This is a genomic window from Candidatus Alkanophaga liquidiphilum, from assembly GCF_053996935.1.
Window position 1 is genome coordinate 20,793 of the sequence record NZ_JBMXYC010000010.1, and the last position, 25,275, is coordinate 46,067.

Below are 25,275 nucleotides of genomic sequence, written 5' to 3' on the forward strand. Positions count from 1 at the left end.
CAATCACAAGCTAAAATTATCGTCAAGTAAGCATCCTATGAACTCATCAAAATCTCTCGCACTTTCATAAGCCTTCCTCAGGCGGGCGGGGTTTTCGGCGTATGCCGTCACTATGGCGTCCGCCGCCCGCCTTGCGTTCTCGCTCGCCATCCTCTTATATTCGGAGATTCGGGCGAAGATGTCTTCAGCGGCTTCAATGTCCACGCCCTCATCGCTGCGAGGACGCCTGCCGACGAGCAGTGCGTCTCTGACGTATTCGCACGTCCGCTCGTCAAGCCTGCCGCGGACGTAGCCATCGAGGAGCAAAGCCTCCGCAATACGCTCGTCGTAACGCCAGATTCCAAAGTCGAAAGCCTCCACGATGCTCTCCCTCAGCCCTTCAGGGTCATCCTCAAGCATGCCCCACTCCCCATATGGCACGAAGCAGAACACGAGGAAGCAACACTCGTTTATCGGCATGTTCTCCAAGTAACCTCGTATCTTCTTAATCTTCACCTCGGCAAGTTCCATTTCCCGGTCCCTGTTCCCACGGACTACAACTTCTTCTTGTAGCTCGCGCTCCCGCTCGTTCAGCTCCAAAAATGACTCATTCAGCTTAGCCTCCAGTATGGAAACCCGCTCTATCTCCCGCCGCACCGCCTCCAAGTTTTCTTCCTCCTCCCCGCTCTGTGCGACATTCAGGAGGAGCAGACTTTTGCCCTCTTTCAAAAGGTAGCCAGTCGCAAACTGCGGTGTCTGGTAAATACCCACCTCCACATCCAAATCCGGAACGTAAATGCCAAGCTCCTCCCTCTCCTCTAACGCCTTTTTTACTAAATGTTCGAATGGACGGGTCATTATTACTATTTTGTTATCAACATAAACAACGCTTACTGCGAGGAGGGGTGGGTGATGCTTGTTGCTATAAATGGAGCGGTGAGGGAAAAATTCAGAATCTGTGTCGGAGTCGCGGAGATAAAGGGTGTGACGCAGGACAACGAGAGTAGAAAGAGAATAGACGCAGAGCTGCGACGGGTCGAGGTGTGGGCGAGGCAGCAGTTTGACCTGAAGGGTGTGAAGGATGCAGGAAAAATAAGGGCGCAGCGAGACTTCTTCTGGCGAATGGGTGTGGACCCTAAAGAGCCGCCCTGCTGCCGAAGCGTTATTAAGGCGTGTCCTTGCAGGGAAGTCGTTACCGAGGATTTTACCCGTCGTTGACGCTTATAACATTGCGTCGGTCCGTCTTCTAATGACGTTCAGCGCCTTCGACGCCCAGAAAGTTAAGGGCGAGTTGCGGGTGCGGTTCGCCGAAGACGGCGAAGAGGTGACGCTCATTGGTGGGCGTAAGAAGAAACTAAGTAGGAGGGCGGTGGTGCTGACCGACGACGAGAAAATCTTATGCGTGTATGCGCACGGCGACGTCGAAGCCACGAGAGTCACAGATGCGACAACGGACGTGCTGCTCGTAGCCTATGGGGTTCCGGGGATGCCCGCTGAGGAAGTGGCAAGGGACTTGAGAGCTGCGGCGTCCATGATTCTGGAGTTTTGCGGCGGCACGCTCATTAGTAGCGAGGTTTTCTATTGATTTGTCTTGGTGAGGTTTAGGGGCAGGTTTAGGGGCACGCCGCCCCCCAGCGTCCTTACTCCCGTCACTACGTAAACTATTGCATTTCAGAACGAACTACCGGGAGCCCCGCTTCTTCCCATGCGAGAATGCCGCCAAGCATGTTGTAGGCGTCGAATCCGTGCTCTGCGAGTATGGCACAGGCATCCGCACTCCGCCGCCCACTCCTGCAATATACGATGATTTTCTTGTCCTTATCCAACTCTTCGAGCCTGTTCTCCAGTTCGGAAAGTGGAATTAGAAGCGCCCCACCTATGTGCGACTCGTTGAATTCGGACGGCGTCCGCACGTCCTAATAGAATGATGTCTTTACACTCCAGCATTTGTTTTACGGCGTCGGGGGAGATGTCCATGTAGGGGACGCCCGATGGTTTTATCGTGACGATGCATGTTGCGTTTATGCACTCGTCGTCGTGAATCAGCGAGGCATTTATGAGATACACCCCATAGCCCAACACGCAACTGCACGCAGGCAACTTGTAACTGAAAGAGGTTGTTCTCGCCCCTCGTCAGGTTCACGGTCTCGTTAAAGTAAAGCAAGGTCTCACCCTGCACGCCTTTGAGTCCAGACAACAGGATGTTCAGCCAAGTGCCCGGTGAAATTCAAGGCGATTATCAGAAGTATAAGGGAGAAGACTGCTACTGCTACTACTATTGTCTTTGTTTTCATCACCTAATGGTTTCATGCCGAAGCTTTAAAAATCTGTTCCTTGCATGAGTATTCTGACACCATCATGTAAGCAAAGCCCAATCCTACTATGATGTAAATCAAATCGTAATTATAGCCTCTTCTCCGCTGGAGCGGCAAGTATAAAATTCGGAAGAAGTAAAAATTATGACAACTGCGGTGGTCATGGTGGAAAACGATACGTCAATGAACGAGCTCAGAAAATATTTGGAGAGCCGCGGCATCCAGCCGTCGTTCCACCGCCTCAAGATTCTGGAATATCTGACAACGCACAGGACGCACCCGACCGTCGAGAACATTCACAAAGCACTCTCCAGAGAAATACCGACACTCTCGAAGACGACGATTTACAACACCCTGAAGCTCTTTCTGAGCAAAGGGCTCGTGTGGGGGCTGACGATCGACGAGAACAAGGTGCGATATGACTTCAACACGGAGCCGCATGCGCACTTCAAATGCATCAAGTGCGGGCGGGTGCTCGACGTGAGCTTAGAACTCCCACCGCTCGGGAGCATAGAGGGGCATAAAGTTATGGAAACGCACCTTTACCTCAAGGGCATCTGCAAAGATTGTATGAAGAGCTGATTCTTGAGACGAGTTAAGTTTTTTCTCAGCAGCTTTGCAGAGCTCAGCGTCGAAGACACGACACCTACGTTGAAAGCGAGGCACTCTATGCAGCAGTTTCCTAAAGAGCCATAACTATAAATAAAGAAAACGCTGACTCTGCTCCTCTCCACCACAGTCATTGGCTCGAAGCCGCGTTGCTCCGGATTTCCTCGATCGAAATTCTCCATCCCAAGCAGCGAGGCTGAGACGACGCCATTTCTACAAAATCTGGAAGTTGAAACGTTTTTTGTCTGCTTTTGGATACGGGATATATATACCGAAAACAAATGTGTAATAGGTGTATGCATGGAAGGAGGAAAGATGCCCCTTCTTGGGGCGAGGTTTCCTGAAGTGGAAGTTCAGACGACGCACGGGAGGTTAAAGCTTCCTGATGCTTTTGCTGGGAAGTGGTTCGTCTTCTTCAGCCACCCCGCAGACTTCACGCCCGTCTGCACAACTGAGTTCGTCGCCTTCCAAAAAAGGTATGAAGAGTTCAAGAGGCTGAACTGCGAACTTATTGGTCTCAGCATCGACCAAGTCTTCTCTCACATCAAATGGATGGAATGGATTAAGGAAAGACTCGGCGTGGAAATACAATTTCCGGTTATCGCTGACGACACGGGCAGAGTAGCCTATATGCTCGGAATCATCCACCCCGGGAAGGGAACAAACACCGTCCGTGCCGTCTTCATCGTCGACCCTCAAGGAATAATAAGAGCCGTTCTTTACTACCCGCAAGAGCTTGGGAGAAACATGGACGAAATTCTGAGAATGGTGCGAGGTCTCCAAATTTCCGACGAAAAGAAAGTTGCTATGCCCGCTAACTGGCCGAATAACGAGCTTATCGGCGATAGAGTTATCATCCCTCCAGCGACAGACGTTAAAGAGGCGAAGAAGCGATTTGAACTGTATGAGTGCTACGATTGGTGGTTCTGCCACAAAAAGTTGGAGTAGTGGTTGGAATGACAGAAATAAGGCAAGTTTACAAATGTGAGGTTTGTGGGAACATCATCGAAGTTCTGCATGCTGGGAAGGGGGAGCTGGTTTGTTGCGGACAACCGATGAAACTTCTTGAGGAGAACGTGACGGACGCCGCTCGTGAGAAGCACGTCCCCGTCGTCGAAAGGACGGAAACCGGCGCCATAGTCAAGGTGGGGAGCGTCCCGCACCCGATGGAAAAGGAGCACTATATCGAGTGGATCGAAGTCGCTGCTGGCGATGGCATTCACCGACGGTTTCTGAAGCCCGGCGGCGCTCCTGAGGCGACGTTCGAGCTTAGGGCTGAGAAACTTATCGCAAGGGCTTACTGCAACATTCACGGGCTCTGGAAGGCGGAAGTTTAGCAAGAGGTGATGGAATGCCAAGAGTCCTTGTCCTCTACTATTCCAAGACTGGAGGCACGAAGAAAATGGCTGAGGCGGTTGCGGAAGGCATGAAAGAGGCAGGCGTCGAAGTGGAGCTAAAGGATAAAGCAACGCCAGAAGAGCTTGCCGGTTTTGATGCCATTGTCATCGGAACGGCGACGTATAACCATAACATGGTTCGAGGTTTGCAAAGCTTCCTTGAGGAGGTCGCTCTAAAAGGGATCGACTTGAAAGGGAAAATAGGAGCGGCTTTCGGCTCTTACGGCTGGAGCGGGGAAGGACCTCGCCTCGCCCTTGAGGTTCTAAAAAACAAGTTCGAAATGGACGTGCTCGAGCCACCGCTCCTCATTAAATACAAGCCGACCGCAGAAGGACTGAAGAAATGCAAGGAGTTCGGGAAGAAAGTTGCAGAGAAGGCATTAAAGGGGTGAAAGTGACTTGGAGACCCTTAAAAATCTTGTGAAGGCTTTCATCGGCGAGAGTGTAGCGAGAAACCGCTATTTCATCTTCGCAAAAGTCGCAAAGGAAGAGGGCTACATCTTCATTTCCAAAGTTTTTCTGGAGACCGCAGAAAACGAGAAGGAACATGCAGAAACGCTCTTTGAACTGATTCAGGAGTTGAAAGGGGATCAGGGAACGGTCGTCGTCGAGGCGGAGGCGCCTGTAGTCTGCGGGAGTACTGCTGAGAACCTGAGGGCAGCGGTCGAGGGCGAGCATTACGAGAACTCCGAGATGTATCCTTCATTTGCTGAGGTTGCAGAGAAGGAAGGGCTAAAGGACGTAGCTGAGAGGTTGAGGGCGATTGCGAGAGCCGAAAAGAGGCATGAAGAACGTTACAGCAAGCTACTTGAAGCCGTCGAGAAAGGAACGATGTTCAAGCGGGATGTGGAGACGGAGTGGGTCTGCCTTGAGTGCGGCTACGTCCACGTCGGGAAGGAGCCGCCTGAGAAGTGTCCATCTTGCGGGCATTCGAGGGCTTACTACGTGGCGAGAGATCTTCTGTGCATATAGGTGGTGAGGATGGCGAAGTACAGGTGCAAGATATGCGGCTACATTTACGACGAAGATGCGGGAGACCCTGAGGTGGGCATACCTCCAGGAACGAGGTGGGAAGACCTGCCTGAAGACTTCACCTGCCCGGTTTGCGGCGCCTCGAAGGAAGATTTTGAAAGGGTTGAGGGGTGAGCTTGAATGCACCATTTGAATCCTGTGGAAGTTAGAGATGGAATTTACTGGGTAGGGGCGTTAGACTGGATGGAAAGAGACTTCCACGACTTCGACATTTGGCGTGGGACGAGTTATAATGCCTACGTGCTCCTCGACGACCACATGACGCTTGTTGACACGGTTAAGGAGAACTTCTTCAAGGAAATGCTAGAGCGCATGCATAAGGTTGCAGACCCCTCAAAAATAGAATATATCATTGCGAATCACGTTGAGACGGACCACTCAGGAGCCCTGGCGAGGCTGAAGGAGGTCGCAAAGGACGCTGTTATCGTCTGCACCGAGAAGGGGAGAGAAGGGCTTTGTAAGCATTTCAGCTGTGAAAATTGGGAATTCAAGACCGTCAAGACGGGAGATGAATTGAAAATAGGGAAGAGAACTCTCGTCTTTCTTGAAATGCCAATGCTCCACTGGCCTGACAGCATGGCGACTTACGTGAAGGAGGAAAAGCTTTTGTTATCTAACGACGCTTTCGGGCAGCACGTCGCAAGTCTTGAGAGGTTCGATGAGGAGTTTGGCGTCGAGGAGGCGCTACGGTGGGCTAAAACATATTACGCGAACATCTTGATGCCCTTTGGGGAGCTGGTGAAAAGGAAGTTGAATGAAGTGGAAAAGCTCGGGCTGGAAATCGAGATGATTGCGCCGAGTCACGGCGTCATCTGGAGAGACCCTGCGAAAATCTTGGAGGCTTATCGAAAATGGGCGGATTTCGAGGCTGAGAACAAGCTCGTGGTCGTTTACGACACGATGTGGGGGAGCACCGAGAAGCTAGCGAGGGCGATTTCCGAGGGCGCAAGTTCGAGCGGCGTCGAAGTTAGACTTTTCCACCTGCGGAACGACTCTTGGAGCGAGATCATGACGGAGATTCTGGATGCGAAAGCGGTCGCCGTCGGCTCGCCGACGACGCACAACACGGTCTTCCCGCCTGTCGCAGGCTTCCTCGCTTACATGAGGGGCTTGAAGCCCAAACGGAAAATTGGTGTAGCCTTCGGCTCTTACGGCTGGAGTGGCGGCGCCGTCAAAGAAATCAGCAGGGCAATGGAGGAGCTGAAATTTGAGGTCTTGGAGCCTTTGCAGGTGAAGTTCAGACCAACCGCTGAGGAGCTTACAAGAGCCTTCGACCTCGGAGCACGACTCGCCGAGAAGATGCAACGATGATTGTGGGCATTTGCGGAAGCCCAAGGCGGAAAGCAACGGAGTTCGTGCTCAGGGAAGCTCTGAAGATGCTTGAGGAGCAGGGCTTCCCCACCAAATTTTTCACGGTCAGAGGTAAAGAAATCAACTTCTGCCAGCACTGCGACTTCTGCCTCAAAAATAAACGTTGTAAAATTGAAGATGACGTCCAAGAGCTTTACCGCTTGCTTAAAGAGGCTAAGGGGATTGTCATCGCGACGCCGGTTTACAATGGTGGGGTCAGCGCACATACGAAAGCTTTAATGGACAGGTGCAGGGCTTTAGTCGCCGCCGACGCCAACTTCTTCAGAGGAAAGGTTGGAATGGCGATCGCTGTTGGCGGAGACCGAATCGGCGGGCAGGAGCTCGCTTTGCAGCAAATTCTGACGTTTTACGTGCTTAATGGCGTGATGCCTGTAAGCGGCGGGGCGTTCGGAGCGAACCTCGGCGCAACTTTTTGGTCGAAAGATACGCTTGAGGGCGTGAAGGAGGACGAGGAGGGCTTCAGAAGCTTGAGGAAAACGGTAAGAAGGTTTGTTGAACTTTTGCGCGAGCTTGAGGGGTGAGGAATGGAAAAGAAAAAAGTAGCATGGGGCATCACGGGCAGTGGAGATAGGCTGATTGAAACGGTCGAGGTGATGAAAGAGGTCAAAAGGGAGTACGAGGATGAAGTCGAGGTTAAGGTATATCTCTCGAAGACGGGAGAGCTGGTTGTGAAATACTACAAACTTCTAAACGACTTAAACGAGAATTTTGGCAAGATTTTCGTCGAAAAGGGTCCGAACTCGCCGTTCTTGGCGGGACAGCTTCAGACTGGGAAGTTCGAGTTCTTGCTGATTGCTCCAGCGACGTCGAACTCCGTCGCAAAGATTTCTCTCGGCGTCGCCGACTCTCTGCTCTCTAACTCCACCATCATGGCGTTGAAAGCCTTCGTCCCTGTTTATATCATGCCCTCTGACTACCAAGAGGGCACCATCATCACAAAGCTCCCAGACGGCAGAGATCTTCGCCTTAGAATCCGAAAGGAAGACGTGGAGCACGTGCGGAAGCTTGCGGGCATGGACGGCGTTTTCATCCTTGAGAAACCGAAAGACATCCTCAAAGTTTTTGAAAAACGTTTCAAAAGCGAGAGGGCTAAACCCTACTCTCTATCGAGAGAAGAGGCTCCGTCTTTCTGGAGTTCGCATGAAACCCTCTGAGTGCTATGATGCGCTTTCCATTCAGCACACTAACGACACGAACAATACGTTAACGGCTACGTCATGCTTCGTTTCCACGAACGAAGCTGAACTGTTTATCTCCGACAATGGCATCATATGGAAATATCAAAACTTAAAAAGGATGAACGAGGCTGTTGAGTTTGAGCTGTGGGAAACGAACGGTCTCAACGCTACGAGAGGCGTCGTTGCTGAGAAGGTGGATTTCCTGAGGAGAAGTCTAAGCTTGACCGTGGGCGAAATGCGACGGTTCCAAGGATTAAAGAAATAAACAGTGAGAAGATAAAAGCAACCGGAAGTTTCATATATGATGAATATATATTCATTGGTGGGAAAATGCCAAGGCGGCGGTGCCGTTTCGTGGGCTTCCAGCCGGGTTTCAGCTACTTCCAGCCCGTCGGGGCTATGATGGGTGAGGTCGTATTGAAAGTAGAAGAGCTGGAGAGCTTACGACTAAAGGATTTGCTTGGGCTTGAGCAGAGTGAGGCTGCGAAGGAGATGGGCATCTCGCAGCCCACGTTCCATAGAATATTAAAAGAGGCTCGTAGGAAGGTTGCGGATGCCCTCGTCAACGGCAAAGCTCTTAGAATCGAGGGCGGCGACTACGTGCTCAAGACTGCGGCGTGGGGCGTTCCGCCGTGTAGACGCAGGAGACGAGGACCGCCGTGGCAGCCTTAGGTGGTGGTGGCGATGGAAGAAGCCCGTAAAGAAATAGAGAAAAAGATGGAGAAAATAAGGCATAAAATCGTAGTGATAAGCGGAAAGGGTGGCGTGGGTAAGACGACGGTTGCCGTTAATCTTGCGGTCTCACTTGCGAGGAAGGGTTTGCGGGTCGGGCTTCTCGACGCCGACTTGCATGGTCCGAACGTGCCAAAGATGCTTGGCGTCGAAGATGAACGTCCGACTGTGGAAAACAACGAGGTCGTCCCTGTGGAGTCGCAATACGGTGTCAAAGTCATGTCCGTAGGCTTTTTGCTCTCAAGTAAAGACTCGCCTGTAATCTGGCGGGGTCCCCTGAAAGCGACTGCAATTCGGCAGTTCCTCAGCGATGTTCGCTGGGGTGAGCTTGATTATCTCATCGTGGACCTGCCGCCGGGCTGCTTGTCCAGCAACACTCGAATACTCACGCCGCGCGGTCAATTCCGCATTTCTGAAGCCAAGGCTGGCGTCCCTGTATATTGCTTCGACGGCGAGCGTGTTATGAGCCGCCGAATTTTGGACGTCATCCCGCAGGGCGTCGCCACTATTTTCGAGCTTACGACCGAAAATCACAGCATTAAAGGCACAGCAAACCACCCCATCCTCGTCGCTGAGGATGGACACCTTTCTTGGAAGAAACTTCTGGAAGTCAAGCCCGGAAACGTCGTCCTCGTATTCGAGACGGACGCCGCCTTCGAGCGGCAACCCGCATCGCTGCCGCTGAGCTTTGAAACCGTTGTCAGCATCAGCGCTGCCGGCGTCGATGAGGTTTACGACCTTAGAGTCGAGGGGGGGAACTTCATTGCCAATGGCTTCGTCGTGCACAATACTGGCGACGAGCCGCTAAGCGTTGCGCAGCTCATCCCGAAAATCAGCGGTGCTATCATAGTCACGACGCCGCAGGACGTCGCCCTTCTGGATTCAAGGAAGGCTGTGGTCTTCGCCTCGCAGCTGAACATGCCGGTTGTGGGCATCGTAGAGAACATGAGCGGTTTCATCTGTCCGAACTGCGGCGCCCGCTTTTTCCCGTTTAAGGTCGGTGGCGGGCGTAGGGCGGCGGTGGAGCTCGGCGTCCCGTTCCTCGGAAGCATTCCCTTAGAGCCTCAAATCGTGGAATCTGGCGATGCCGGCGCCCCCTTCGTCGTGAAAAACGTTGAGGCTGCCAAGGCATTTGAGGAAATCGTAAAGAGAGTTAGAGAATTTTTGGGAGACGAGGAAAGCAGCTGTGTGAGCAAATAGAGATGCTGAGCATAACCGTTGTTTACGACAACCACAAGTGCGCAAGCGGATTGACGCCACGCTGGGGGTTCTCGTGCTTTTTAGTGGTTAAGGCGCATGGTGATGCCCGCAGGCTTCTTTTCGACACGGGCGGCGACGGTGCTACGCTTTTGGAAAACATGCAGAAGCTCGGAGTGGACGTAAAAAGCGTGGACGCCGTGGTCATCTCGCACGCGCACGGCGATCACACCGGCGGCTTGCATGCAGTCCTTGAAAAGAACCCCTTCGCTACTGTTTACAGCCCTTCAAAGTTCAGGTTGCGGGCTGTAGAGAAGGAAGTAAAGTTCATCATCGTTGAAGAGCGGACGGAGCTCTTCAACGCCGTTTACAGCACTGGCGCCCTCGGCGGCTTTATAAAAGAGCAAGCTTTGGTCATACAAACCGAAAAGGGCAACGTCGTTATAACAGGCTGTGCACATCCCGGCATCGTCAAGATTTTAAAAGTGGTAAAAAAGGGTTTTGGGGACGTGTATCTCGTGCTCGGCGGATTCCACATGCCGAAAAGCGGCGTGTCTGAGGAATTCAAGCAACTTGGCGTCGTCAAAGTTGCGCCGTGCCACTGCACAGGCATCGCAGCCTCCAAAGAACTTGAAACGGCGTTCGGCTCGAACTTTCTAAAATGTGGCGTCGGGGCGAGAATACAAATGTAAGGCGACAAATGTAAGGCGGAGACTCCGTATGTTACGGCTAAGCCGCATCGCAAGAAAATTTAAATTTAAATGCCCGCATTTCTATTTACAGCATGGTCATAAAGCATCTCGTAGCGAGTGAGAAAGCAGCCACCATGATAGAGGCGGAGAACAAGCTGCAGTTCATCGTTGACATTAATGCCAACAAAACGCAAATAAAAGAAGAGGTGGAGCAGAGATTCGGCGCGAGGGTCCGTAACGTAAGGACAATGGTAACCCCGAAAGGCGAGAAAAAGGCGATTGTACAATTTGAAGAAGAGGGGAAAGCGAGAGAGATAGCAACGACTCTTGGCATACTCAGTTGAGGTGTAGAAATGGGTAAGAGACTAATATCACAGAACAGAGGGAAGGGGACTCCCACATACAGGGCGCCGCCCCGCAGGAAAGCGGACTTAACGCATTTAAAAGTGGAAGCCGGACGGACGATAACGTGCGTGCTCACAGAAATCGTGCACGACTCTGCGAGGAACGCTCCGATTGGCAAGGTGAGAGTGGACAGCAAGGAAAAATACATTCTCATACCGGAGGGAGTTGCCATCGGCGATGAGCTCGCATACGGCGACGCCGCCGAGCCCAAGATAGGAAACACGCTGCCCCTCGGCAACATCCCTGAGGGGTTCCCTGTCTGCAATATAGAAATACGACGGGACGACGGCGGGAAGCTCGTGCGAGCCTCAGGGAGCTATGCGACTATCATCTCCCACGAGGGCGACAGAACGCTCGTCCAGCTGCCCAGCGGCGTGAAGAAGTGGTTCGACTCACGATGCTTAGCGACCGTCGGCGTCGTCGCCGGCGGCGGCAGGACCGAGAAGCCCTTCGTGAAGGCAGGCAAGAAATACCACAAGATGAAGGCGAAGGCTGCAAAGTGGCCACGCACGAGCGCTGTTGCGATGAACCCCATAGACCATCCCTTCGGCGGCGGCAAGCACCAGCACGTCGGACGCCCGAAGACCGTCGCTCGTGGAGCGCCGCCCGGACGCAAAGTCGGGAGCATCGCCGCACGCCGAACTGGGCGGGGGAAGCGTAAAAAGTAAAATAATGGTAACGAAAAGTGAAGTGAGATGGCGAAGAAGAGGAAGAAGAAAGTTAAACCGAAGAAGGTAGAGGAATTTGTTTATCGAGGCTATACGTTCGCAAAGCTCCGCAAGATGGGGTTTGAGGAGTTTGCGGAGTTGCTACCGGCAAGGCAACGCAGAAAGCTTCGGCGTGGACTTAGAGAGGAAGAGAAGAAGCTGCTGGAGAGATTAAAAAAGAGGAACACGGTGCGGACGCATCTTCGGGACATGATAGTGCTGCCGCAGATGGTAGGGAAGACTATCGGAATACACAACGGGAAGACGTTCCAGTATGTGGAGATAAAGCCGGAGATGGTAGGGCATTACCTCGGAGAGTTCGCACTCACACGCAAAAGAGTCGTGCATGGCACTGCAGGCGTCGGCGCCACGAGGTCTTCGAAATATGTGCCGCTGAAGTGACGTGAGTGAGGCGTATGGGACGGCTGAGGTTCTGCGTCGAAGCTGACGACGAGACGTCGGCGAAGGCGATGGCGTGCGAGCTTCACATCTCTCGAAAGCACGCTTACGAGATATGCAACGTCATCAGAGGAATGAAATTCGGCAACGCAAAGAAGTATCTGCAGGAAGTGATCGAGATGAAAAGGGCAGTGCCGTTCAAAAAGCACAAGCGCAAAGTCGGACACCGCCGAGGACTGAACAAATGGTATGCAGGACGTTATCCGGTGAAGGCTGCGGAGGCAATACTGCGGCTGTTAGAAGATGCCGCCGCAAACGCCTCTTATAAAGGGCTCGACCCTGAAGAGATGCGCATTTGGCACATCGCCACCAAAAAGGGGAGGGCGATACGAGGCATAATGCCACGAGCTTTTGGCAGGGCGACGCCGAAAAACACAGAAACCGTTACTGTTGAAGTTATATTAAAGGGAGGTGAGGGTGAGCATTGATAGAGCGGACGTTCGTAGAGGAAGGTTTGAAGAAGGTGAAACTCAATGAGTATTTCGTGAAAGAGCTGGACAGGGGCGGCTACGGCGGCATGGAGATCAAAAGAACGCCAATGGGCACGCAGATTACTGTCTATGTGGAGCGTCCGGGCATGGTGATCGGAAAGGATGGCAAGACGATACGGAGAATAACGAAAGAGGTCGTGGACGCTCATGACTTTGACAACCCGCAAATCGACGTGCAGCAGGTGGATTTATCGGAGCTGAACGCTCAGCTCATGGCATCAAAGCTCGCAAAGCTCATAGAGCGGGGCTGGCACTTCCGCCGTGCAGGACGCTCGACGCTCCGCCGCATCATGGACGCAGGAGCGCTGGGATGCGAAATTACAGTTTCGGGAAAGCTCACGGGACCGAGGTCGAGGACTGAGAAGTTCGTCGCCGGCTATATCAAGCACTGCGGCGAGCCTGCTCAGGAGATTGTGGACGAGGGGTTTGCGGTTGCGAAGAAGAAGGCGGGAGTCATCGGCGTTAAGGTGAGGCTAATACGCCCGGATGCCAAGATTCCGGATAGGTTCATGATGGTCAAGCCCGAGCCTGAAGAGCATGAAGAGGGCGTGAGTGCCGAGGAGGCTTGAGTGGACATGGCGCTCCTGAAGATGGACGAGATAAGGAAGATGAGCGATGCAGAGCTACGGGAGGAGCTGCGAGAGTTGGGCATAGACCTGCTGCGAGAGCGGACGAAAATAGCGGCGGGCGGCGCCCTCGAAAATCCCGGGCGTGTTAAAGAGATAAGAAGGACGATTGCGAGGATAAAAACGGTGCTAAGGGAGAGGAGAGGGGGACATGGAAGTCTGTGATAAATGTGGGCTTCCAAAAGACCTGTGCGTCTGTGAAGAGATAGTAAAAGAGCTGCAGCGGGTGAAAGTGAGCACGACGCGGCGGCGTTTCGGGAAGCTGATGACGGTCATTCAGGGAATAAACGCAAAGGACATCGACCTCTGGACGCTTTCTAAGGAGTTAAAAACGCGGTGTGCGTGTGGCGGCACTGTCAAGGACGGACGCATCGAACTGCAGGGCGACCAGACCGAGAAGGTGAAGAAGGTGCTGCGGGAGATGGGCTACACTGTCGAGGAGTAGCGCGATTCGGTGGGGGGTCAAGGTGAGAATAACACCGAAAAACCTGATACTTCATGAGCTTATCGGGCTTAAGGTTGAGGTATCGAACAGCACGAACAAGTGCATGCGAGGGCTGTGCGGCGTCGTCGTTGACGAAACGAAAAACATGCTCGTCGTCGAGAGAGCAGGCGTTAGGAAAAAAATACCGAAACGGGGGAACGTGTTCCTTTTTAAGTTGGGTGACGTTGCCGCCCTCGTGAAGGGTGATATATTAGCGGCGAGACCCGAGGACAGAATTAAAAAGCTTATGAAAATGGCAAGGTGAGTGGGATGGTGAGGGATATAGGGATAAACATAACATATCCCGAGAGGGAGTGTGATGATGAAAATTGCCCGTTCCACGGGAGGCTTCCCGTGCGTGGGCAAATATTCGTAGGCGAAGTTGTTAGCGATACTGCTCCTAAGACTGTCGTCGTGAAACGGGAATATCTGAAAAAGATAAGGAAGTATGAAAGGTATGAACGGCGGACCTCAAAGATTCACGCGCATAACCCGCCGTGTATAGATGCGCAAGTTGGCGACATCGTGAAAATAGCGGAGTGCCGCCCGATAAGCAAGACGAAAAGCTTCGTCGTCGTGGAGAGAATAAAGAAGGCGTAAAGGGGGAAGAAATGAAAGGAATTCGGTCGAAAGTCCCGAGAGCATTGCCGGTCGGCGCCCGTCTGGAGTGCGCAGACAACACAGGAGCGAAGGAACTGCAAATCATCATGGTGAAAGGCTACCGGGGCGTCCTCAAACGCTATCCGGCGGCGGGCGTCGGCGACATGGTGGTCGTTTCTGTGAAAAAGGGCACTCCAGAGATGCGGAAGCAGGTGCTGACCGCCGTAATCATACGGCAGAAGAAGGAAATAAGACGACCTTCGGGGCTGAGGGTAAAATTTGAAGACAACGCAGCCGTCATCACCGACGACAAAGGCGACCCGAAGGGCACGGAAATCCGAGGCCCCGTTGCCAAAGAGGCTATCGAACGCTTCTCCAAGATTGCGTCCGCCGCAAGCATCATTGTTTGATGAGGAAATAGCGTCTGAGGTGGTAATATGCGTTTGAAGTCCACACAGCCGAGAAAGCAGCGGCTCGCCAGATACGAGGCGCCGCCGCACGTCCGCCGTAAGTTTTTAAGCGCGCCGCTGAGCCGGGAGCTTCGTGAGAAATATGGGCGGCGGAACCTTCCTGTCCGCAAGGGGGACACCGTCCGCATCCTCCGTGGCGACTTTAGGGACAAAGAAGGCAAAGTAACCGCTGTTGACGTCAAGCGTGGCGTAATCTTCGTGGACGGCGTCGTTGTCGCAAAAGCGGACCTTTCCGAAGTGCCACGCCCCATACCCCCGTCGAACGTAATGATCACAAAATTGGAGCTGAAGGATAAGTGGCGAGCACGCATCCTCGAACGATAACCAAACGTGCGAAATTAAAAAATTAAGCTCCCGTAGCCTTTTAATTGGGTCAAAGGGGAGGGTTAAGAGCTCTTAAAGAACTCGGTTTCAGGAGTTTTCATACTCTATTCAGGAGCCTTTGCTTCCTATCTGCTCTTCTCACGCCGGTAGTAGTCGTGGATGGCAGCATGTAGCGCCTCGGCGAGTGCGGAGCAGTGCAGCTTTTCGGGCGGTAGCCCGCCCAGCTCTTTTACAACGTCGTCCTTAGTGATTTTGAGCGCCTCTTCGAGGCTTTTGCCCTTTGCGAGTTCGGTGACCATGCTACCGACCGCTATTGCGGCGGCGCAGCCGAACGTCCTAAACTTCACGTCAGAGATGCGCCCGTCCTCCACCTTTATGTAGATTTCAGTGACGTCACTGCACACGGGATTTCCGACACGCCCGACGCCGTCAGCGTCATCAAGCACGCCCACGTTCCTCGGATTCATGAAATGCTCCAGCACCTTCTCGCTGTATTCCATCGCTACCACCTAAAGGCGGATTTTCCGCTGGTGCTTGACGTAGGTCGCATAATCCAGATACCTAACGCTTTTCATAAAGTCCTTGACATCGGGCGCCTTGTCCCGATATTTTTCTATTTCCTCAGTGACGCGGAGGCTGAAGGCGTCGGAGCCAGCACCAGAGCCGAAACTCGTCATTAGAATGCGAGAGCCGGGCGCCGCCTCGTCGAGGATGGCAGCTAACCCTATTAAAACAGCGGCGGAATAGGTATTTCCGATCTTCGTGACGCAGAGCCCGGGGAGCACCTGTTCCTTCCTGAAGCCGAGCTTCGCCGCCGCGCGGAGCGGAAACTTCCCGTTCGGCTGGTGGAAGACCGCATAGTCGAAATAGTCGGCGGAGACGCCCATCTTCCTGAAAAGCCCCTCCGACGCCGAAATCACGTGCCGAAAATACGCAGGCTCCCCGGTAAAACGCCCGCCGTGCGATGGATACTTTTGCAGGTCTCGCCGCCAAAAGTCAGGGGTGTCCGTCGTGAAGGAGAAGAAATCTTCGATTTCCACGAGGACTTTGCGCTCGTCGTTCTTGCCTATGATAAAGGCGGCACCGCCGGCTGCCGTGGCGTATTCGAGGGCGTCGCCGGGCGACGACTGTGAAACGTCAGCGCCGATGGCAAGCCCGTATTTGACGCGGTCTGCAGAGATGAGCCCGTAACACGCTTGAATGGCGGCGGTGCCAGCTTTGCATGCGAATTCGAAATCTGCAGCGAAGATGGAGGAAGGCGCCCCGATGGCTTCTGCAACGATTGTGGCGGTCGGCTTCACAGCATACGGGTGGCTCTCCGAGCCCACGTAAACGGCGCCAATTTCCTTGCTGTCGAGCGCAACTCGCTGGAGTGCAAACCTCGCCGCCTCCACAGCAATCGTCGCTGTGTCCTCATCAAGGTCGGGCACACTCTTCTCCTCGACGAGCAGCCCTTTTTTTATGTCTTCTGGGTTCTCGCCCCACTGCCTCGCTATATCCTCAACTCTAATCCTGAACCTCGGGATATAAACCCCATACGATATTATTCCTATCAAGCTTTTACTCACCCGTGACCTCCTCCCCTCACTGAAAGGGGCATCCACCGGATGCGCGAGGTTGGGGAGTGTGCCTGTGGCGTGCTCCCCTTCGAGCTGGGTCACGGCAGCTCCTGACCGCAGGTTATACCCACAGCCTCGTTACTCATTCATTGAACGCAAGCTATAAATACTTTTCCCACCCTCCTCCCCTGCCCTCCTTTAAAGGGGATTAGCAGCAACATCTTCCTAAAAACCTTCCGAGGGAGCACTACTGCAACCGCATAACAGCCGCTAATCAATCTTGAATCTTAGAAGTGCGGCGATGCCTCCCAGCGCTTTTAGCATTTCTCCGGGCTCGAACTCCGTGCTGAATATCACAACTTCACCGCCTCGCCTCTCAGCCTCTTTTAATAGGGTCTCTACACTCTCTCTACCTGCGTCCCGCAGCCGCTCGTCGCACACCAGAAGCTTCTCAACGGCGCCATAGCTCAGAGCGCTCCTGACGGCAGTGTCCCCATATGCAGCGAGCCCGTCCTTGCTGACTTCTTCCATAAGCTTTTCGATGAGCTGCACTTCTTTGGCAATTCTCTCCTCCCTACATATCTCCTCGACGACGCCTCTTTTCAAAACCTCCCTGAAGCCAGAAAGCCCTATGGAAGAAACGCTTTCAATTTTCATTTTAGCAGCAAGCTCCGGCTCCCTTTCCCGCACGAACGCCAAAAAATCATCCTTCGTAAAGCCGGGACCCGCAACGATGACCGCATCCACGGGAAACTGCCTTAAGGCATTTTTTAACATGCTGAGAGCCTCTCCGAAGAAAGTCCTTCGCTCACCGGCGGAGTCGCTTGCTCCCTTGCCGGAGCCGGCTCTGACGTAAAAAACTTCATCAACGCCGTATTGGCGGACGATGCCGGCGACCGCGTCCCCTTCCTCTATCGTCAGGATAATAACCCTCGGTTGTGCCGCGGCCCGCTCGGCTTCCTCTACCCTTTTGAGCTGATGTTTTTTCCAAGCTTTAATTATGGAGAGCTCGACGCCGGGCTCGATGTTCAGCGTGTGGTAAGAGCCAACGGCGGTTTCCAAGCCGGCTTCAATCACCCCTCTCACTCGGAGACGATTTGCAAATTTGTGAAACTCCACGTTCTCAACTCTTATTCCAAGGCGAACTGTCTTCTTCTCTCCCTTTTCCGGTCGCAGCTTGTCCGTAGCCTTTTCGACACGCCGCTGCGTCGTCGCATACACGAGGTCGCCTGCCTCTAAAATGTGCTTCAGATGCCAAAGGTCGTCCAGCGTCTCCGGAACTACGGAAAGCTCGCCACGCCCGTCCGGCTTCAGCTCCCTTTTCGTCACCCGCATGCGTTTATATTGGGACAAGACAAATATGATGCCGAGTTCTCAGGCACGTTACTGGTTTAAGCCATGTCCCGGAAAAGCTTACAACCAGCAATCACGTTCTGCCCATAGGAGATACCGCCGTCGCCATTCGGAATTTCGTTGTGCGTCAGCAGTCGCACCTTAGCGTCGCCGTCAGCGCCACCGCAGTCACGCTGCCGCACTAAGCTTTCAGCGATTTTCGTGATGGGCTCGTTGTAAGAGACGCCACCCGTCAGCCCTATATTTAAACCATCCCTCTCGGCAAACTCCAAAGCAATGACGACAAGCTCCTCCAGCAAGGCGTAGACGAAGGAGTAAGCAAGAGCCGCCTTTTCAGCATCGCTCAGGCTGGCGGCGATGTGCGGCGGCGCCACCTCGAAGAGTTGCTCGAAAAGCTCTAGCGTCAGAACCTCACGAGCGCCGCCGTCCTTAAGCTTCGATGACGTTTTAAATTCGTGTTTCGGCGTCCCGTTGTTCTTGAGGGCACGCCGCAGCCCCGCATCTAAATACTTCTCAAGCTTCATCGCAGGCTCGCCTTCATAAGTCATGCGGCGACAAACACCGAAGTAGCATGAAAGGGCGTCAAGCACCCTGCCGAAGCTGCTCGTCAGCGGCGCCGCCCTCATAAGCTTCTTTAAAATCTCTTGCTCCCGCTCGCTAAGGTTGAGAGCATTGCCCGCCTCCTCGCCAAGCTTCAGCCTTTCGGCAATTGCAAACACGAACCTTCGGGGGTCTTTTATTGCGGCGTCGCCACCCGGCAGCGGTAGCTCCTGAAGGTGCGCCACCCGCCCGAAATCGCAGAAAGACGCAACGAGAAGCTCGCCGCCCCAGGCATTGCCGTCGCTGCCATAGCCCGTGCCGTCGAGCGTGAGCGCCACGATTCTTGCGTTACCGCCGTCGTTGCCGTTAGTGTTGAGCATGCCACTATCAAGCATTAGTGAAGCAGCGTGCGCCCAGTGATGCTGGATTTCAACGAGTTCCGCATTAAATTCTTCGGCAAGCTCCTGCCCCACTCTTCTCGTTGCGTATCTTGGATGTAAGTCTATGGCAACCGCCGAAATTCTTTCTATGCGTAGCATCTGGCGGAAGCGCTCCACGCCGCTCCGCAGGAATTCGATGACGCCGTAGTGTCTTGAATTCCCGACGAACTGCGACGAGAAGAGCTTGCCGCTGGTGGAGATGCAGAACGTCACGTCACGCTCCGCTCCGAGACTCAACACCGCCCCTTTGTAAGGAATGTCGAGGCTGAGTGGCACGAAGCCCCGGGAACGCCTCAAAAAAAAATTACGAGCGTCGTAGCATCGCACAACAGAATCATCAGTCCTGCTCACGATGCGGCGGTCATGCAGCAGATAAAAGTCGGCAGGCAGCGTGAAGGCGTCGGCGTTCTCTATGACCATCGGCTCACCGGGAAGGTTTGCTGACGTCATTATGATGCCATCCGCATCCAAATAACGGAACAGAACGTGCTGGAACGCTGAATATGGCACGTAAACTCCAATATTCCCCAAACCCGGTGACACAAGCTCGAAAACTTCCTTGACCTCCGGCGACACATCCTCAAGTTTTCTTAACAACACGATGGGGCGTTGTGGCGACCTCAACAAAACCTCCTCAAACTCGGAAATCTCTGCATACGTGCGTGCAGTTCGCAAGTCTCGGAACATTACAGCAAACGGCTTCGCCTTCCTCCTGTAATCCTGACGCAACCGCTTTATCAGCGGCGGCGAAAGCTTGCAAACGACGTGCATCCCACCCCAACCCTTCACGACGCCCACATTGCCCTCGTCAATGAGCCTCGCAAACTCTTTTATCGGCTCTTTCTCCTCCACAACCATTTTAGAGCGGTCATAAAGCTTGAACCTCGGACCACATTTCCAACAAGAAATCGTCTGCGCATGAAACCTGCGGTTTGTTGGATCCGAATATTCACGGAAGCAATCTTCGCACATTTTGAACGGACGCATCGCCGTCCGCTCTCTATCGTAGGGCAAATCTTCAATGAGCGAGAAGCGGGCGCCGCACGCAGTGCAATTGATAAAAGGATAAAGGTAGCGGCGGTTCGAACGGTCAAAAAGCTCTTTTATGCAGTCGTCGCAAACCGCTGTATCCACAGGGATGAGCGACGTCCGCACGCCGTCCTCGCTGTGCAAAATCTTGAAGTCACCAGAGTCAAACTCGACTTCGGGAGCCTCCTCGACGACGACCTCCTCAATGCGGGCGAGTTTCGGGAGTTCCCTCTTCAGACGCTTCAAAAAAACTTCAGGGTCGCCGTCTATGCAGATTTCAACGTTCGAGCCCTTGTTAAGAACGTAGCCTCGAAGATTGAGCGCGCTCGCCACTCTGTAAACGGTGGGGCGGAAGCCCACACCCTGCACGACGCCCCTGACGAATATTTTTGAAGGCATTCTCTCATTTTTTAAAAGCTTGAGCGAACAAATAACTTGCGGGATTAGGATGGGAATGGAGGCAAAAATTAAAAGGAAGACGAGCGAGACCGACGTGGAGGTTTCGTTAAGGTTAAGGGGCACGGGGGAAGCGTCAGTGCGCACAAGTGTGCGCTTCTTTGACCACATGCTCGAAACGCTCGCAAAGCATGGGCGTTTCGACTTGGAAGCTAAGGCGGAGGGGGACTTCGAGCACCATGTCGTTGAGGATGTGGGCATAGTCTTGGGAGAGGCGTTCAACAAGGCGCTCGGCGGCAAGGAGCGGCGAGAGAACATGCGGAGGTTCGGGTTCGCCGCCGTCCCCATGGACGATGCGCTTGCGTTCTGCGCCGTGGACATCGTCGGGCGGAGCTTCCTCGCGTTCGCTGCATCCTTCAAAGGCGAAAAGATAGAGGACTTGAGCGTCGAAAACGTTGAACACTTCCTCCGCTCCTTCGTCACGCACGCTCGGATAACGGTGCACATCAGGGCAGAGGGCAAAAACGACCACCACACCGTCGAAGCCGTCTTCAAAGCCTTGGCGCTTGCGTTGCGTGAGGCGGTTTCTGCACATCCGTCTCCGTAAATTATTTAATGCCAAGTCGTAAAAGCACCTTTAACACGCCCTAGGAGAGACTCTGATGAGAGACTTCGTGGCACAAAGAGTGCGTTCCGTCAAGAGTTCCGGCATCCGCCGCTTCTTCGACTTAGCGCAGAGCATCGAAGGCATCATCTCGCTTGGCGTTGGCGAGCCCGACTTTGTAACGCCTTGGAGCATCAGAGAAGCCTGCATTTTCGCCCTTGAGAAGGGAGTAACCTCCTACACCTCAAACTGGGGGCTGTTGGAGCTCAGAGAGGAAATCGCATGGCACCTTGAGGATAACTATGGCGTCAGCTACGACCCCGAAGGCGAGATTTTAGTGACGACGGGCGTGAGCGAGGGGCTTGACCTTGCTGTCCGAGCCGTCGTGAACCCCGGTGACGAAGTGCTGATTCACGAGCCTTCCTACGTCTCTTACGCGCCGTGCGTGGTCTTCGCCGGCGGGATGCCCGTGACCGTCGAGACGCGCGAGGCTGACGAGTTCAGGCTGACTGCCGAGAGCTTAGAGGCGAAAATAACTGAGAGGACGAAAGCTTTGATTCTGAATTATCCGAACAATCCAACAGGCGCCATAATGAAGAAAAAAGACTTGGAAGAGATTGCGGACGTTGTAAATGAGCATGATATCCTCGTCATTTCTGACGAGATTTACGGGCTTCTGACTTACGAAGGAAAGCACACGTGCTTCTCTTCGCTTGAAGGCATGAAGGAGCGCACGATCCTGCTGAACGGTTTCTCGAAGGCGTATGCGATGACTGGCTGGCGGCTGGGCTTCGCCGCCGGAAACGCTGACATCATAGAGGCGATGATGAAGATTCATCAATACACGATGCTCTGCGCGCCCGTGACTGCGCAGGTCGCCGCCATCGAAGCTCTAAGCGCCGGTGAGAAATACGTGCGTGAGATGGTAGAAGAATACGACAGAAGACGGCGTCTCATACTAAAAGGGCTTAGAGACGTTGGTTTAGACTGCTTTGAGCCGAAAGGGGCATTTTATATTTTCCCGTCCATAGAAGGCACGGGACTTTCTTCTGAAGAATTCGTGGAGCGCCTGCTTTTGAAGGAGGGTGTCGTCGTGGTTCCTGGAAATGTCTTCGGCGAGTGCGGCGAGGGCTATATAAGATGTTCTTACGCGACGTCGCAACAGAACATCAAGGAGGCGCTTGCAAGAATAGAGAGGTTTTTAAAAAACTTGGAAAGGAGCTAGGGGTGATGTAAAGTGGGGATTATCGAGGTGAGAATACACGGAAGGGGCGGGCAGGGCGGCGTGACGCTCGCAGAACTCGTAGCGCATGCCGCAATAAGCGAGGGTAAGTATGCGCAGTCCATGCCAAGCTTCGGACCTGAGCGGCGAGGCGCCCCTGTTCTCGCCTTTTTGCGGATAAGCGACAGCCCAATACGAGTGCGGACTGAAATAAAGGAGCCGGACGTGGTTGTCGTGCTTGACCCGACGCTCCTCGACATAGTGAACCCGACGAAGGACCTAAAAGAGGGGGGATTGGCGGTAGTGAACACGAAAAGGTCGGGAGAGGAGATAAAAGAGAAATATGAGGTCGAGCGGGTAGCGTTCGTGGACGCCTCAAGCATAGCAAAGGAAATTTTGGGCAGGAATATTGTGAATACAACGATGATAGGGGCGTTGTTGAAGGCGAGGGGCATAGTGAAGCTGGAATCGCTTGAGGAGCCGTTACAGGAGCGTTTCGGCGACGGGCTTGCTGAAAAAAACATGCGAGCGATGAGAGAGGCTTATGAGAGGACGAACGTCTTTTGATTTCTATCTTGGTTTTTCGGCTGCTTAATCTGGGAGGTGCCGTATTGAAGGGGGAATTGAGCTGGAAGGAGCTTGAGGTCGGAGCGATAGTCACGGAGCCGGGGAGCGCCGCCGAATACAGGACTGGGGACTGGCGCAGCGAGCGTCCAGTGCGGAAGCAGGAGCTTTGTATAATGTGCGGGAACTGCTATATTTATTGCCCGGAGGGCTGCGTCGTGTTCAAAGACGGGCGTTACGAGACCGAGCTCTACTACTGCAAGGGCTGCGGCATCTGCGCGCACGAGTGTCCGAGGGACGCCATCGAGATGGTTGAGGAGGGGGAGTGAACGAGGTGAGGGGCATGTCAAGAAAAGTGGCGCTGGAGGGCTCGCATGCAGTGTCAGAGGCTGTGCGCATGGCTGACGTTGACGTGGTCGCCGCATACCCAATCACGCCGCAGACGCACATCGTGGAGCGCATTGCGGAAATGGTGGCGAATGGTGAGCTCGATGCGGAGTTCATTTGTGTGGAGAGCGAGCACTCGGCGATGAGCGCCGTCGTCGGCGCGGCGGCGTGCGGCGCACGCGTTTTCACATGCACCGCCGGGCAGGGGCTTGAGCTGATGCACGAAGTTTTGTTCGTGCCGTCGGCGATGCGGCTTCCAGTGGTCGCTGCAATCGCAAACAGGGCACTCTCGGCACCTTTAAACGTCTGGGGTGACCACTCTGACGCCATGGCGGTTCGGGATTGCGGCTGGATTCAGATGTTTGCAGAAAACGCCCAACAGGCTTTTGACCTGATGCTTTGTGCATATCGTGTTGCGGAACGTCCTGACGTGCTGTTACCAGCCATGGTGCACCTTGACGGCTTCCACGTCTCGCACGTCGTCGAGCCTGTGCTTCTGCCTGAGGAGGGAGCGGTTCGGGAGTTCTTGCCGCTTTCGGAATATCCGTTCCCGCTCGACCCCGACCGCCCGGTGAGCATGGGCTGCTACGGTCCGCCTTACATATACACCGAGGTGAAGAAGGCGCAAGAAGTCGCTATCGAAAACGCCTACGAGAAGATTTTAGAGACTTTTAAGGAGTTTAAAGAAGTTTTTGGGAGAGAATACCGTCCTGTTGAGACTTACAGGGCGGAGGGTGCGGACATTTTGCTGCTGATGATGGGGAGTTACTCGGAGACGGCGGCGCTCGCTGTGGATGCATTGCGGGAGCATGGCGAGAGCGTCGGGCTTGTGAAGTTGCGGCTCTGGCGCCCTTTTCCGTTTGAGGAGGTTTGTAGGGCTCTGCGGGGCGTGGAGGTAGTTTGCGTCTTTGAGCGTGCGCTCTCCTTCGGGATGGGCGGTCCGCTGTGTTCGGAGGTGCGTGCTGCCCTCTACCATTTGCCCGAGGGAAAGCGTCCGAAGGTCGTAAGTTTTGTCGGCGGTCTCGGCGGCAGGGACGTTAGGACCGGGGAGTTTGAAAACGTGCTGCGACGGACAAAAGAGCGTGTTTCGAGCGGCGAGCTTGAGGGCTTTGAGTTTGTGGGGCTACGGGAGTGAGGCGATGAGTTGGAGGTGAAAGAGGTGGCTGTGAGGTTTGAAAACGAGATTCCGGCGGAAGAGTATTTTGCGCCCGGGCATCGTGCGTGCATGGGCTGTGGCGAGGCGCTTGCGGTGCGACTCGTCTGCAAGGCGCTCGGTAAAGACGTAATCATAGTTACAGCGACCGGCTGCGTGGAAATAATTTCGTCGGCATTGCCTTGGACGTCGTGGCGTGTTCCTTGGATCCACACCCTCTTCGAAAACGTGGGCGCCGTCGCTTCAGGGATAGAATCAGCTTATAAAGCGATGCTGCGGAAGGGCAGGAAAAAGTTGGAACCGGGGCGTAGGATAAAAGTTGTGGGCTTTGCGGGCGACGGCGGCACCGCTGACATCGGACTTCAAGCGCTCTCAGGGGCGATGGAGCGGGGGCACGACTTCCTCTACGTCTGCTTCGACAACGAGGCTTATATGAATACAGGCATTCAGCGTTCGGGTTCGACACCTTACGGGGCGTGGACGACGACGGCGCCGCACGGTGCGAAGAGCATCGGGCAGCGAACTTGGAAAAAGAATATGCCGGAAATCGCCGTGGCGCACGGAATTCCGTATGTAGCGACTGCGTGTCCTTCGTATCCTTACGACTTGATGCGGAAGGTGCGGAAGGCGGTCGAGACGCAAGGGCCGTCGTATTTGCACGTTTTAAGTCCGTGCTGCACTGGCTGGCGGTTCGAGCCGAGGCTGACGATAAAGCTGGGGCGGCTCGCCGTCGAAACAGGTGTATTCCCGCTTTATGAAGTGGAGAACGGTGTTTACAAGTTGAGCATTGACATGGACGTGGAGTCGTTGAAGCCGGTGCGTGAATATTTGATGCTGCAAGGGCGTTTCAGGCATCTACCTGAGAGTGAAATCGAAAAGATTCAAGAGCGTGTGGTTTCAGAATATAAGAAGCTAAGGAAAAAGGTTAGAATGTCGCAGGAAGACTGAGAGGTGGAGAGA

The 25,275-nt window shown here is 53.9% G+C and carries 39 protein-coding genes; 32 read left to right on the forward strand and 7 right to left on the reverse strand.

Annotation, left to right across the window (positions count from 1 at the left end):
- Positions 1-3: 3 nt before the first annotated feature.
- On the reverse strand, positions 4-837 hold the full coding sequence (locus tag ACXJJA_RS01265; RefSeq protein ID WP_456486414.1) for a hypothetical protein: 834 nt from the start codon (positions 835-837) through the stop codon (positions 4-6).
- A 51-nt stretch (positions 838-888) separates the two neighbouring features.
- On the opposite strand from ACXJJA_RS01265, the gene ACXJJA_RS01270 reads away from it, so the two are divergent.
- Positions 889-1,197, forward strand: a complete 309-nt coding sequence (locus ACXJJA_RS01270) for a hypothetical protein (RefSeq protein WP_456486415.1) — start codon at positions 889-891, stop codon at positions 1,195-1,197.
- Positions 1,106-1,564 carry a B3/B4 domain-containing protein gene (locus ACXJJA_RS01275; protein WP_456486416.1) on the forward strand — a complete coding sequence of 153 codons (459 nt, stop codon included), beginning with the start codon at positions 1,106-1,108 and terminating at the stop codon, positions 1,562-1,564. Before ACXJJA_RS01270 ends, ACXJJA_RS01275 begins: the two co-directional genes overlap by 92 nt.
- 76 nt (positions 1,565-1,640) lie before the next feature.
- Here the strand turns inward: ACXJJA_RS01275 and ACXJJA_RS01280 are convergent, their stop codons facing one another.
- Entirely contained in the window at positions 1,641-1,892 is a 252-nt protein-coding gene (locus tag ACXJJA_RS01280) for a rhodanese-like domain-containing protein (RefSeq protein ID WP_456486417.1), read from the reverse strand.
- Positions 1,893-2,147: 255 nt separating this feature from the next.
- Positions 2,148-2,273 (reverse strand): hypothetical protein, encoded by a 126-nt coding sequence (locus ACXJJA_RS01285; RefSeq protein ID WP_456486418.1) that lies wholly within the window; start codon positions 2,271-2,273, stop codon positions 2,148-2,150.
- Positions 2,274-2,438: 165 nt separating this feature from the next.
- On the opposite strand from ACXJJA_RS01285, the gene ACXJJA_RS01290 reads away from it, so the two are divergent.
- From ACXJJA_RS01290 to rplX, 24 genes are all read left to right on the forward strand, one after another.
- On the forward strand, positions 2,439-2,876 hold the full coding sequence (locus ACXJJA_RS01290) for a Fur family transcriptional regulator (protein WP_456486419.1): 438 nt from the start codon (positions 2,439-2,441) through the stop codon (positions 2,874-2,876).
- 327 nt (positions 2,877-3,203) lie between these two features.
- Positions 3,204-3,851 carry a peroxiredoxin gene (locus ACXJJA_RS01295; protein WP_456486420.1) on the forward strand — a complete coding sequence of 216 codons (648 nt, stop codon included), beginning with the start codon at positions 3,204-3,206 and terminating at the stop codon, positions 3,849-3,851.
- An 8-nt stretch (positions 3,852-3,859) separates the two neighbouring features.
- Positions 3,860-4,240, forward strand: coding sequence for a desulfoferrodoxin (locus ACXJJA_RS01300; protein WP_456486421.1), 381 nt, complete (start codon positions 3,860-3,862; stop codon positions 4,238-4,240).
- Positions 4,241-4,254: 14 nt separating this feature from the next.
- Positions 4,255-4,692 (forward strand): flavodoxin domain-containing protein, encoded by a 438-nt coding sequence (locus ACXJJA_RS01305; protein WP_456486422.1) that lies wholly within the window; start codon positions 4,255-4,257, stop codon positions 4,690-4,692.
- Positions 4,693-4,699: 7 nt separating this feature from the next.
- On the forward strand, positions 4,700-5,272 hold the full coding sequence (gene rbr / locus ACXJJA_RS01310) for a rubrerythrin (protein WP_456486423.1): 573 nt from the start codon (positions 4,700-4,702) through the stop codon (positions 5,270-5,272).
- Between the two features lie 9 nt (positions 5,273-5,281).
- The gene (gene rd / locus ACXJJA_RS01315; protein WP_456486459.1) at positions 5,282-5,446 is read left to right on the forward strand and encodes a rubredoxin; all 165 of its coding nucleotides are present in this window, start codon (positions 5,282-5,284) and stop codon (positions 5,444-5,446) included.
- Between the two features lie 6 nt (positions 5,447-5,452).
- Positions 5,453-6,643 (forward strand): FprA family A-type flavoprotein, encoded by a 1,191-nt coding sequence (locus tag ACXJJA_RS01320; RefSeq protein WP_456486424.1) that lies wholly within the window; start codon positions 5,453-5,455, stop codon positions 6,641-6,643.
- Entirely contained in the window at positions 6,640-7,224 is a 585-nt protein-coding gene (locus tag ACXJJA_RS01325; RefSeq protein WP_456486425.1) for a flavodoxin family protein, read from the forward strand. The genes ACXJJA_RS01320 and ACXJJA_RS01325 overlap by 4 nt, the downstream gene beginning before the upstream one ends.
- 3 nt (positions 7,225-7,227) lie before the next feature.
- Positions 7,228-7,857, forward strand: a complete 630-nt coding sequence (gene afpA / locus ACXJJA_RS01330; protein WP_456486426.1) for an archaeoflavoprotein AfpA — start codon at positions 7,228-7,230, stop codon at positions 7,855-7,857.
- 142 nt (positions 7,858-7,999) lie between these two features.
- On the forward strand, positions 8,000-8,146 hold the full coding sequence (locus ACXJJA_RS01335; RefSeq protein ID WP_456486427.1) for a hypothetical protein: 147 nt from the start codon (positions 8,000-8,002) through the stop codon (positions 8,144-8,146).
- 65 nt (positions 8,147-8,211) lie between these two features.
- On the forward strand, positions 8,212-8,553 hold the full coding sequence (locus ACXJJA_RS01340; protein WP_456486428.1) for a DUF134 domain-containing protein: 342 nt from the start codon (positions 8,212-8,214) through the stop codon (positions 8,551-8,553).
- A gap of 12 nt (positions 8,554-8,565) precedes the next feature.
- Entirely contained in the window at positions 8,566-9,813 is a 1,248-nt protein-coding gene (locus tag ACXJJA_RS01345) for a P-loop NTPase (RefSeq protein WP_456486460.1), read from the forward strand.
- A 2-nt stretch (positions 9,814-9,815) separates the two neighbouring features.
- On the forward strand, positions 9,816-10,502 hold the full coding sequence (locus ACXJJA_RS01350; protein ID WP_456486429.1) for an MBL fold metallo-hydrolase: 687 nt from the start codon (positions 9,816-9,818) through the stop codon (positions 10,500-10,502).
- 92 nt (positions 10,503-10,594) lie between these two features.
- Positions 10,595-10,846 carry a 50S ribosomal protein L23 gene (locus tag ACXJJA_RS01355; protein ID WP_456486430.1) on the forward strand — a complete coding sequence of 84 codons (252 nt, stop codon included), beginning with the start codon at positions 10,595-10,597 and terminating at the stop codon, positions 10,844-10,846.
- A gap of 9 nt (positions 10,847-10,855) precedes the next feature.
- Entirely contained in the window at positions 10,856-11,575 is a 720-nt protein-coding gene (locus ACXJJA_RS01360; protein ID WP_456486431.1) for a 50S ribosomal protein L2, read from the forward strand.
- Between the two features lie 27 nt (positions 11,576-11,602).
- Complete coding sequence (locus tag ACXJJA_RS01365) at positions 11,603-12,016, forward strand: 30S ribosomal protein S19 (RefSeq protein ID WP_456486432.1); 414 nt, start codon at positions 11,603-11,605, stop codon at positions 12,014-12,016.
- A 14-nt stretch (positions 12,017-12,030) separates the two neighbouring features.
- Complete coding sequence (locus tag ACXJJA_RS01370) at positions 12,031-12,501, forward strand: 50S ribosomal protein L22 (RefSeq protein WP_456486461.1); 471 nt, start codon at positions 12,031-12,033, stop codon at positions 12,499-12,501.
- Positions 12,498-13,133 carry a 30S ribosomal protein S3 gene (locus ACXJJA_RS01375; RefSeq protein ID WP_456486433.1) on the forward strand — a complete coding sequence of 212 codons (636 nt, stop codon included), beginning with the start codon at positions 12,498-12,500 and terminating at the stop codon, positions 13,131-13,133. The genes ACXJJA_RS01370 and ACXJJA_RS01375 overlap by 4 nt, the downstream gene beginning before the upstream one ends.
- Positions 13,134-13,139: 6 nt before the next feature.
- On the forward strand, positions 13,140-13,355 hold the full coding sequence (rpmC, locus tag ACXJJA_RS01380; protein ID WP_456486462.1) for a 50S ribosomal protein L29: 216 nt from the start codon (positions 13,140-13,142) through the stop codon (positions 13,353-13,355).
- Positions 13,342-13,635: a stress response translation initiation inhibitor YciH gene (gene yciH / locus ACXJJA_RS01385; RefSeq protein WP_456486434.1), complete on the forward strand. Its 294-nt coding sequence runs from the start codon at positions 13,342-13,344 to the stop codon at positions 13,633-13,635. Before rpmC ends, yciH begins: the two co-directional genes overlap by 14 nt.
- A gap of 22 nt (positions 13,636-13,657) precedes the next feature.
- On the forward strand, positions 13,658-13,939 hold the full coding sequence (gene rnp1, locus ACXJJA_RS01390; protein ID WP_456486435.1) for a ribonuclease P protein component 1: 282 nt from the start codon (positions 13,658-13,660) through the stop codon (positions 13,937-13,939).
- 5 nt (positions 13,940-13,944) lie between these two features.
- The gene (locus tag ACXJJA_RS01395; protein ID WP_456486436.1) at positions 13,945-14,274 is read left to right on the forward strand and encodes a 30S ribosomal protein S17; all 330 of its coding nucleotides are present in this window, start codon (positions 13,945-13,947) and stop codon (positions 14,272-14,274) included.
- An 11-nt stretch (positions 14,275-14,285) separates the two neighbouring features.
- Positions 14,286-14,684, forward strand: a complete 399-nt coding sequence (locus ACXJJA_RS01400; RefSeq protein ID WP_456486437.1) for a 50S ribosomal protein L14 — start codon at positions 14,286-14,288, stop codon at positions 14,682-14,684.
- Positions 14,685-14,711: 27 nt separating this feature from the next.
- Positions 14,712-15,068 carry a 50S ribosomal protein L24 gene (rplX, locus tag ACXJJA_RS01405; RefSeq protein WP_456486438.1) on the forward strand — a complete coding sequence of 119 codons (357 nt, stop codon included), beginning with the start codon at positions 14,712-14,714 and terminating at the stop codon, positions 15,066-15,068.
- A gap of 125 nt (positions 15,069-15,193) precedes the next feature.
- Here the strand turns inward: rplX and ACXJJA_RS01410 are convergent, their stop codons facing one another.
- The 4 genes from ACXJJA_RS01410 to hypF all read right to left on the reverse strand — a co-directional run bounded on the left by ACXJJA_RS01410 (position 15,194) and on the right by hypF (position 20,388).
- Complete coding sequence (locus ACXJJA_RS01410) at positions 15,194-15,568, reverse strand: iron-sulfur cluster assembly scaffold protein (protein ID WP_456486439.1); 375 nt, start codon at positions 15,566-15,568, stop codon at positions 15,194-15,196.
- Between the two features lie 9 nt (positions 15,569-15,577).
- Positions 15,578-16,624 carry a hydroxymethylglutaryl-CoA synthase gene (locus ACXJJA_RS01415; RefSeq protein ID WP_456486463.1) on the reverse strand — a complete coding sequence of 349 codons (1,047 nt, stop codon included), beginning with the start codon at positions 16,622-16,624 and terminating at the stop codon, positions 15,578-15,580.
- A gap of 273 nt (positions 16,625-16,897) precedes the next feature.
- A complete protein-coding gene (locus ACXJJA_RS01420; RefSeq protein WP_456486440.1) occupies positions 16,898-17,962 on the reverse strand; it encodes an mRNA surveillance protein pelota in 1,065 nt (354 codons plus the stop codon).
- Positions 17,963-18,018: 56 nt separating this feature from the next.
- Positions 18,019-20,388, reverse strand: coding sequence for a carbamoyltransferase HypF (hypF, locus tag ACXJJA_RS01425; protein ID WP_456486441.1), 2,370 nt, complete (start codon positions 20,386-20,388; stop codon positions 18,019-18,021).
- A gap of 49 nt (positions 20,389-20,437) precedes the next feature.
- Between hypF and hisB the strand changes: the two genes are divergently transcribed.
- The 6 genes from hisB to porB are packed head-to-tail and all read left to right on the forward strand — an operon-like array spanning position 20,438 to position 25,263.
- Positions 20,438-20,992: an imidazoleglycerol-phosphate dehydratase HisB gene (gene hisB / locus ACXJJA_RS01430; protein WP_456486442.1), complete on the forward strand. Its 555-nt coding sequence runs from the start codon at positions 20,438-20,440 to the stop codon at positions 20,990-20,992.
- A gap of 55 nt (positions 20,993-21,047) precedes the next feature.
- The gene (locus ACXJJA_RS01435) at positions 21,048-22,214 is read left to right on the forward strand and encodes an aminotransferase class I/II-fold pyridoxal phosphate-dependent enzyme (RefSeq protein ID WP_456486443.1); all 1,167 of its coding nucleotides are present in this window, start codon (positions 21,048-21,050) and stop codon (positions 22,212-22,214) included.
- 18 nt (positions 22,215-22,232) lie between these two features.
- On the forward strand, positions 22,233-22,778 hold the full coding sequence (locus ACXJJA_RS01440) for a pyruvate ferredoxin oxidoreductase subunit gamma (protein ID WP_456486464.1): 546 nt from the start codon (positions 22,233-22,235) through the stop codon (positions 22,776-22,778).
- 44 nt (positions 22,779-22,822) lie between these two features.
- Positions 22,823-23,104 carry a 4Fe-4S binding protein gene (locus ACXJJA_RS01445; RefSeq protein WP_456486444.1) on the forward strand — a complete coding sequence of 94 codons (282 nt, stop codon included), beginning with the start codon at positions 22,823-22,825 and terminating at the stop codon, positions 23,102-23,104.
- Between the two features lie 14 nt (positions 23,105-23,118).
- The gene (locus tag ACXJJA_RS01450; protein ID WP_456486465.1) at positions 23,119-24,297 is read left to right on the forward strand and encodes a transketolase C-terminal domain-containing protein; all 1,179 of its coding nucleotides are present in this window, start codon (positions 23,119-23,121) and stop codon (positions 24,295-24,297) included.
- Positions 24,298-24,312: 15 nt separating this feature from the next.
- A complete protein-coding gene (gene porB / locus ACXJJA_RS01455) occupies positions 24,313-25,263 on the forward strand; it encodes a pyruvate synthase subunit PorB (RefSeq protein WP_456486466.1) in 951 nt (316 codons plus the stop codon).
- The last annotated feature ends 12 nt before the right edge of the window (positions 25,264-25,275 follow it).

Excerpts from the sequence above, each read along its gene's own strand:
- ACXJJA_RS01345 (WP_456486460.1), top strand. The coding sequence starts at position 8,566 with ATGGAAGAAGCCCGTAAAGAAATAGAGAAAAAGATGGAGAAAATAAGG.
- rplX (WP_456486438.1), top strand. The coding sequence starts at position 14,712 with ATGCGTTTGAAGTCCACACAGCCGAGAAAGCAGCGGCTCGCCAGATAC.
- ACXJJA_RS01370 (WP_456486461.1), top strand. The coding sequence starts at position 12,031 with ATGGGACGGCTGAGGTTCTGCGTCGAAGCTGACGACGAGACGTCGGCG.
- ACXJJA_RS01365 (WP_456486432.1), top strand. The coding sequence starts at position 11,603 with ATGGCGAAGAAGAGGAAGAAGAAAGTTAAACCGAAGAAGGTAGAGGAA.
- ACXJJA_RS01335 (WP_456486427.1), top strand. The coding sequence starts at position 8,000 with ATGAACGAGGCTGTTGAGTTTGAGCTGTGGGAAACGAACGGTCTCAAC.
- yciH (WP_456486434.1), top strand. The coding sequence starts at position 13,342 with ATGGAAGTCTGTGATAAATGTGGGCTTCCAAAAGACCTGTGCGTCTGT.
- ACXJJA_RS01450 (WP_456486465.1), top strand. The coding sequence starts at position 23,119 with ATGTCAAGAAAAGTGGCGCTGGAGGGCTCGCATGCAGTGTCAGAGGCT.
- ACXJJA_RS01325 (WP_456486425.1), top strand. The coding sequence starts at position 6,640 with ATGATTGTGGGCATTTGCGGAAGCCCAAGGCGGAAAGCAACGGAGTTC.
- ACXJJA_RS01395 (WP_456486436.1), top strand. The coding sequence starts at position 13,945 with ATGGTGAGGGATATAGGGATAAACATAACATATCCCGAGAGGGAGTGT.
- ACXJJA_RS01305 (WP_456486422.1), top strand. The coding sequence starts at position 4,255 with ATGCCAAGAGTCCTTGTCCTCTACTATTCCAAGACTGGAGGCACGAAG.
- rd (WP_456486459.1), top strand. The coding sequence starts at position 5,282 with ATGGCGAAGTACAGGTGCAAGATATGCGGCTACATTTACGACGAAGAT.
- ACXJJA_RS01435 (WP_456486443.1), top strand. The coding sequence starts at position 21,048 with ATGAGAGACTTCGTGGCACAAAGAGTGCGTTCCGTCAAGAGTTCCGGC.
- ACXJJA_RS01355 (WP_456486430.1), top strand. The coding sequence starts at position 10,595 with ATGGTCATAAAGCATCTCGTAGCGAGTGAGAAAGCAGCCACCATGATA.
- ACXJJA_RS01400 (WP_456486437.1), top strand. The coding sequence starts at position 14,286 with ATGAAAGGAATTCGGTCGAAAGTCCCGAGAGCATTGCCGGTCGGCGCC.
- ACXJJA_RS01350 (WP_456486429.1), top strand. The coding sequence starts at position 9,816 with ATGCTGAGCATAACCGTTGTTTACGACAACCACAAGTGCGCAAGCGGA.
- ACXJJA_RS01420 (WP_456486440.1), bottom strand. The coding sequence starts at position 17,962 with ATGCGGGTGACGAAAAGGGAGCTGAAGCCGGACGGGCGTGGCGAGCTT.
- ACXJJA_RS01295 (WP_456486420.1), top strand. The coding sequence starts at position 3,204 with ATGGAAGGAGGAAAGATGCCCCTTCTTGGGGCGAGGTTTCCTGAAGTG.
- ACXJJA_RS01300 (WP_456486421.1), top strand. The coding sequence starts at position 3,860 with ATGACAGAAATAAGGCAAGTTTACAAATGTGAGGTTTGTGGGAACATC.
- hisB (WP_456486442.1), top strand. The coding sequence starts at position 20,438 with ATGGGAATGGAGGCAAAAATTAAAAGGAAGACGAGCGAGACCGACGTG.
- rpmC (WP_456486462.1), top strand. The coding sequence starts at position 13,140 with ATGGCGCTCCTGAAGATGGACGAGATAAGGAAGATGAGCGATGCAGAG.
- hypF (WP_456486441.1), bottom strand. The coding sequence starts at position 20,388 with ATGCCTTCAAAAATATTCGTCAGGGGCGTCGTGCAGGGTGTGGGCTTC.
- ACXJJA_RS01290 (WP_456486419.1), top strand. The coding sequence starts at position 2,439 with ATGACAACTGCGGTGGTCATGGTGGAAAACGATACGTCAATGAACGAG.
- ACXJJA_RS01340 (WP_456486428.1), top strand. The coding sequence starts at position 8,212 with ATGCCAAGGCGGCGGTGCCGTTTCGTGGGCTTCCAGCCGGGTTTCAGC.
- ACXJJA_RS01410 (WP_456486439.1), bottom strand. The coding sequence starts at position 15,568 with ATGGAATACAGCGAGAAGGTGCTGGAGCATTTCATGAATCCGAGGAAC.
- ACXJJA_RS01360 (WP_456486431.1), top strand. The coding sequence starts at position 10,856 with ATGGGTAAGAGACTAATATCACAGAACAGAGGGAAGGGGACTCCCACA.
- afpA (WP_456486426.1), top strand. The coding sequence starts at position 7,228 with ATGGAAAAGAAAAAAGTAGCATGGGGCATCACGGGCAGTGGAGATAGG.
- ACXJJA_RS01320 (WP_456486424.1), top strand. The coding sequence starts at position 5,453 with ATGCACCATTTGAATCCTGTGGAAGTTAGAGATGGAATTTACTGGGTA.
- ACXJJA_RS01265 (WP_456486414.1), bottom strand. The coding sequence starts at position 837 with ATGACCCGTCCATTCGAACATTTAGTAAAAAAGGCGTTAGAGGAGAGG.
- ACXJJA_RS01285 (WP_456486418.1), bottom strand. The coding sequence starts at position 2,273 with ATGAAAACAAAGACAATAGTAGTAGCAGTAGCAGTCTTCTCCCTTATA.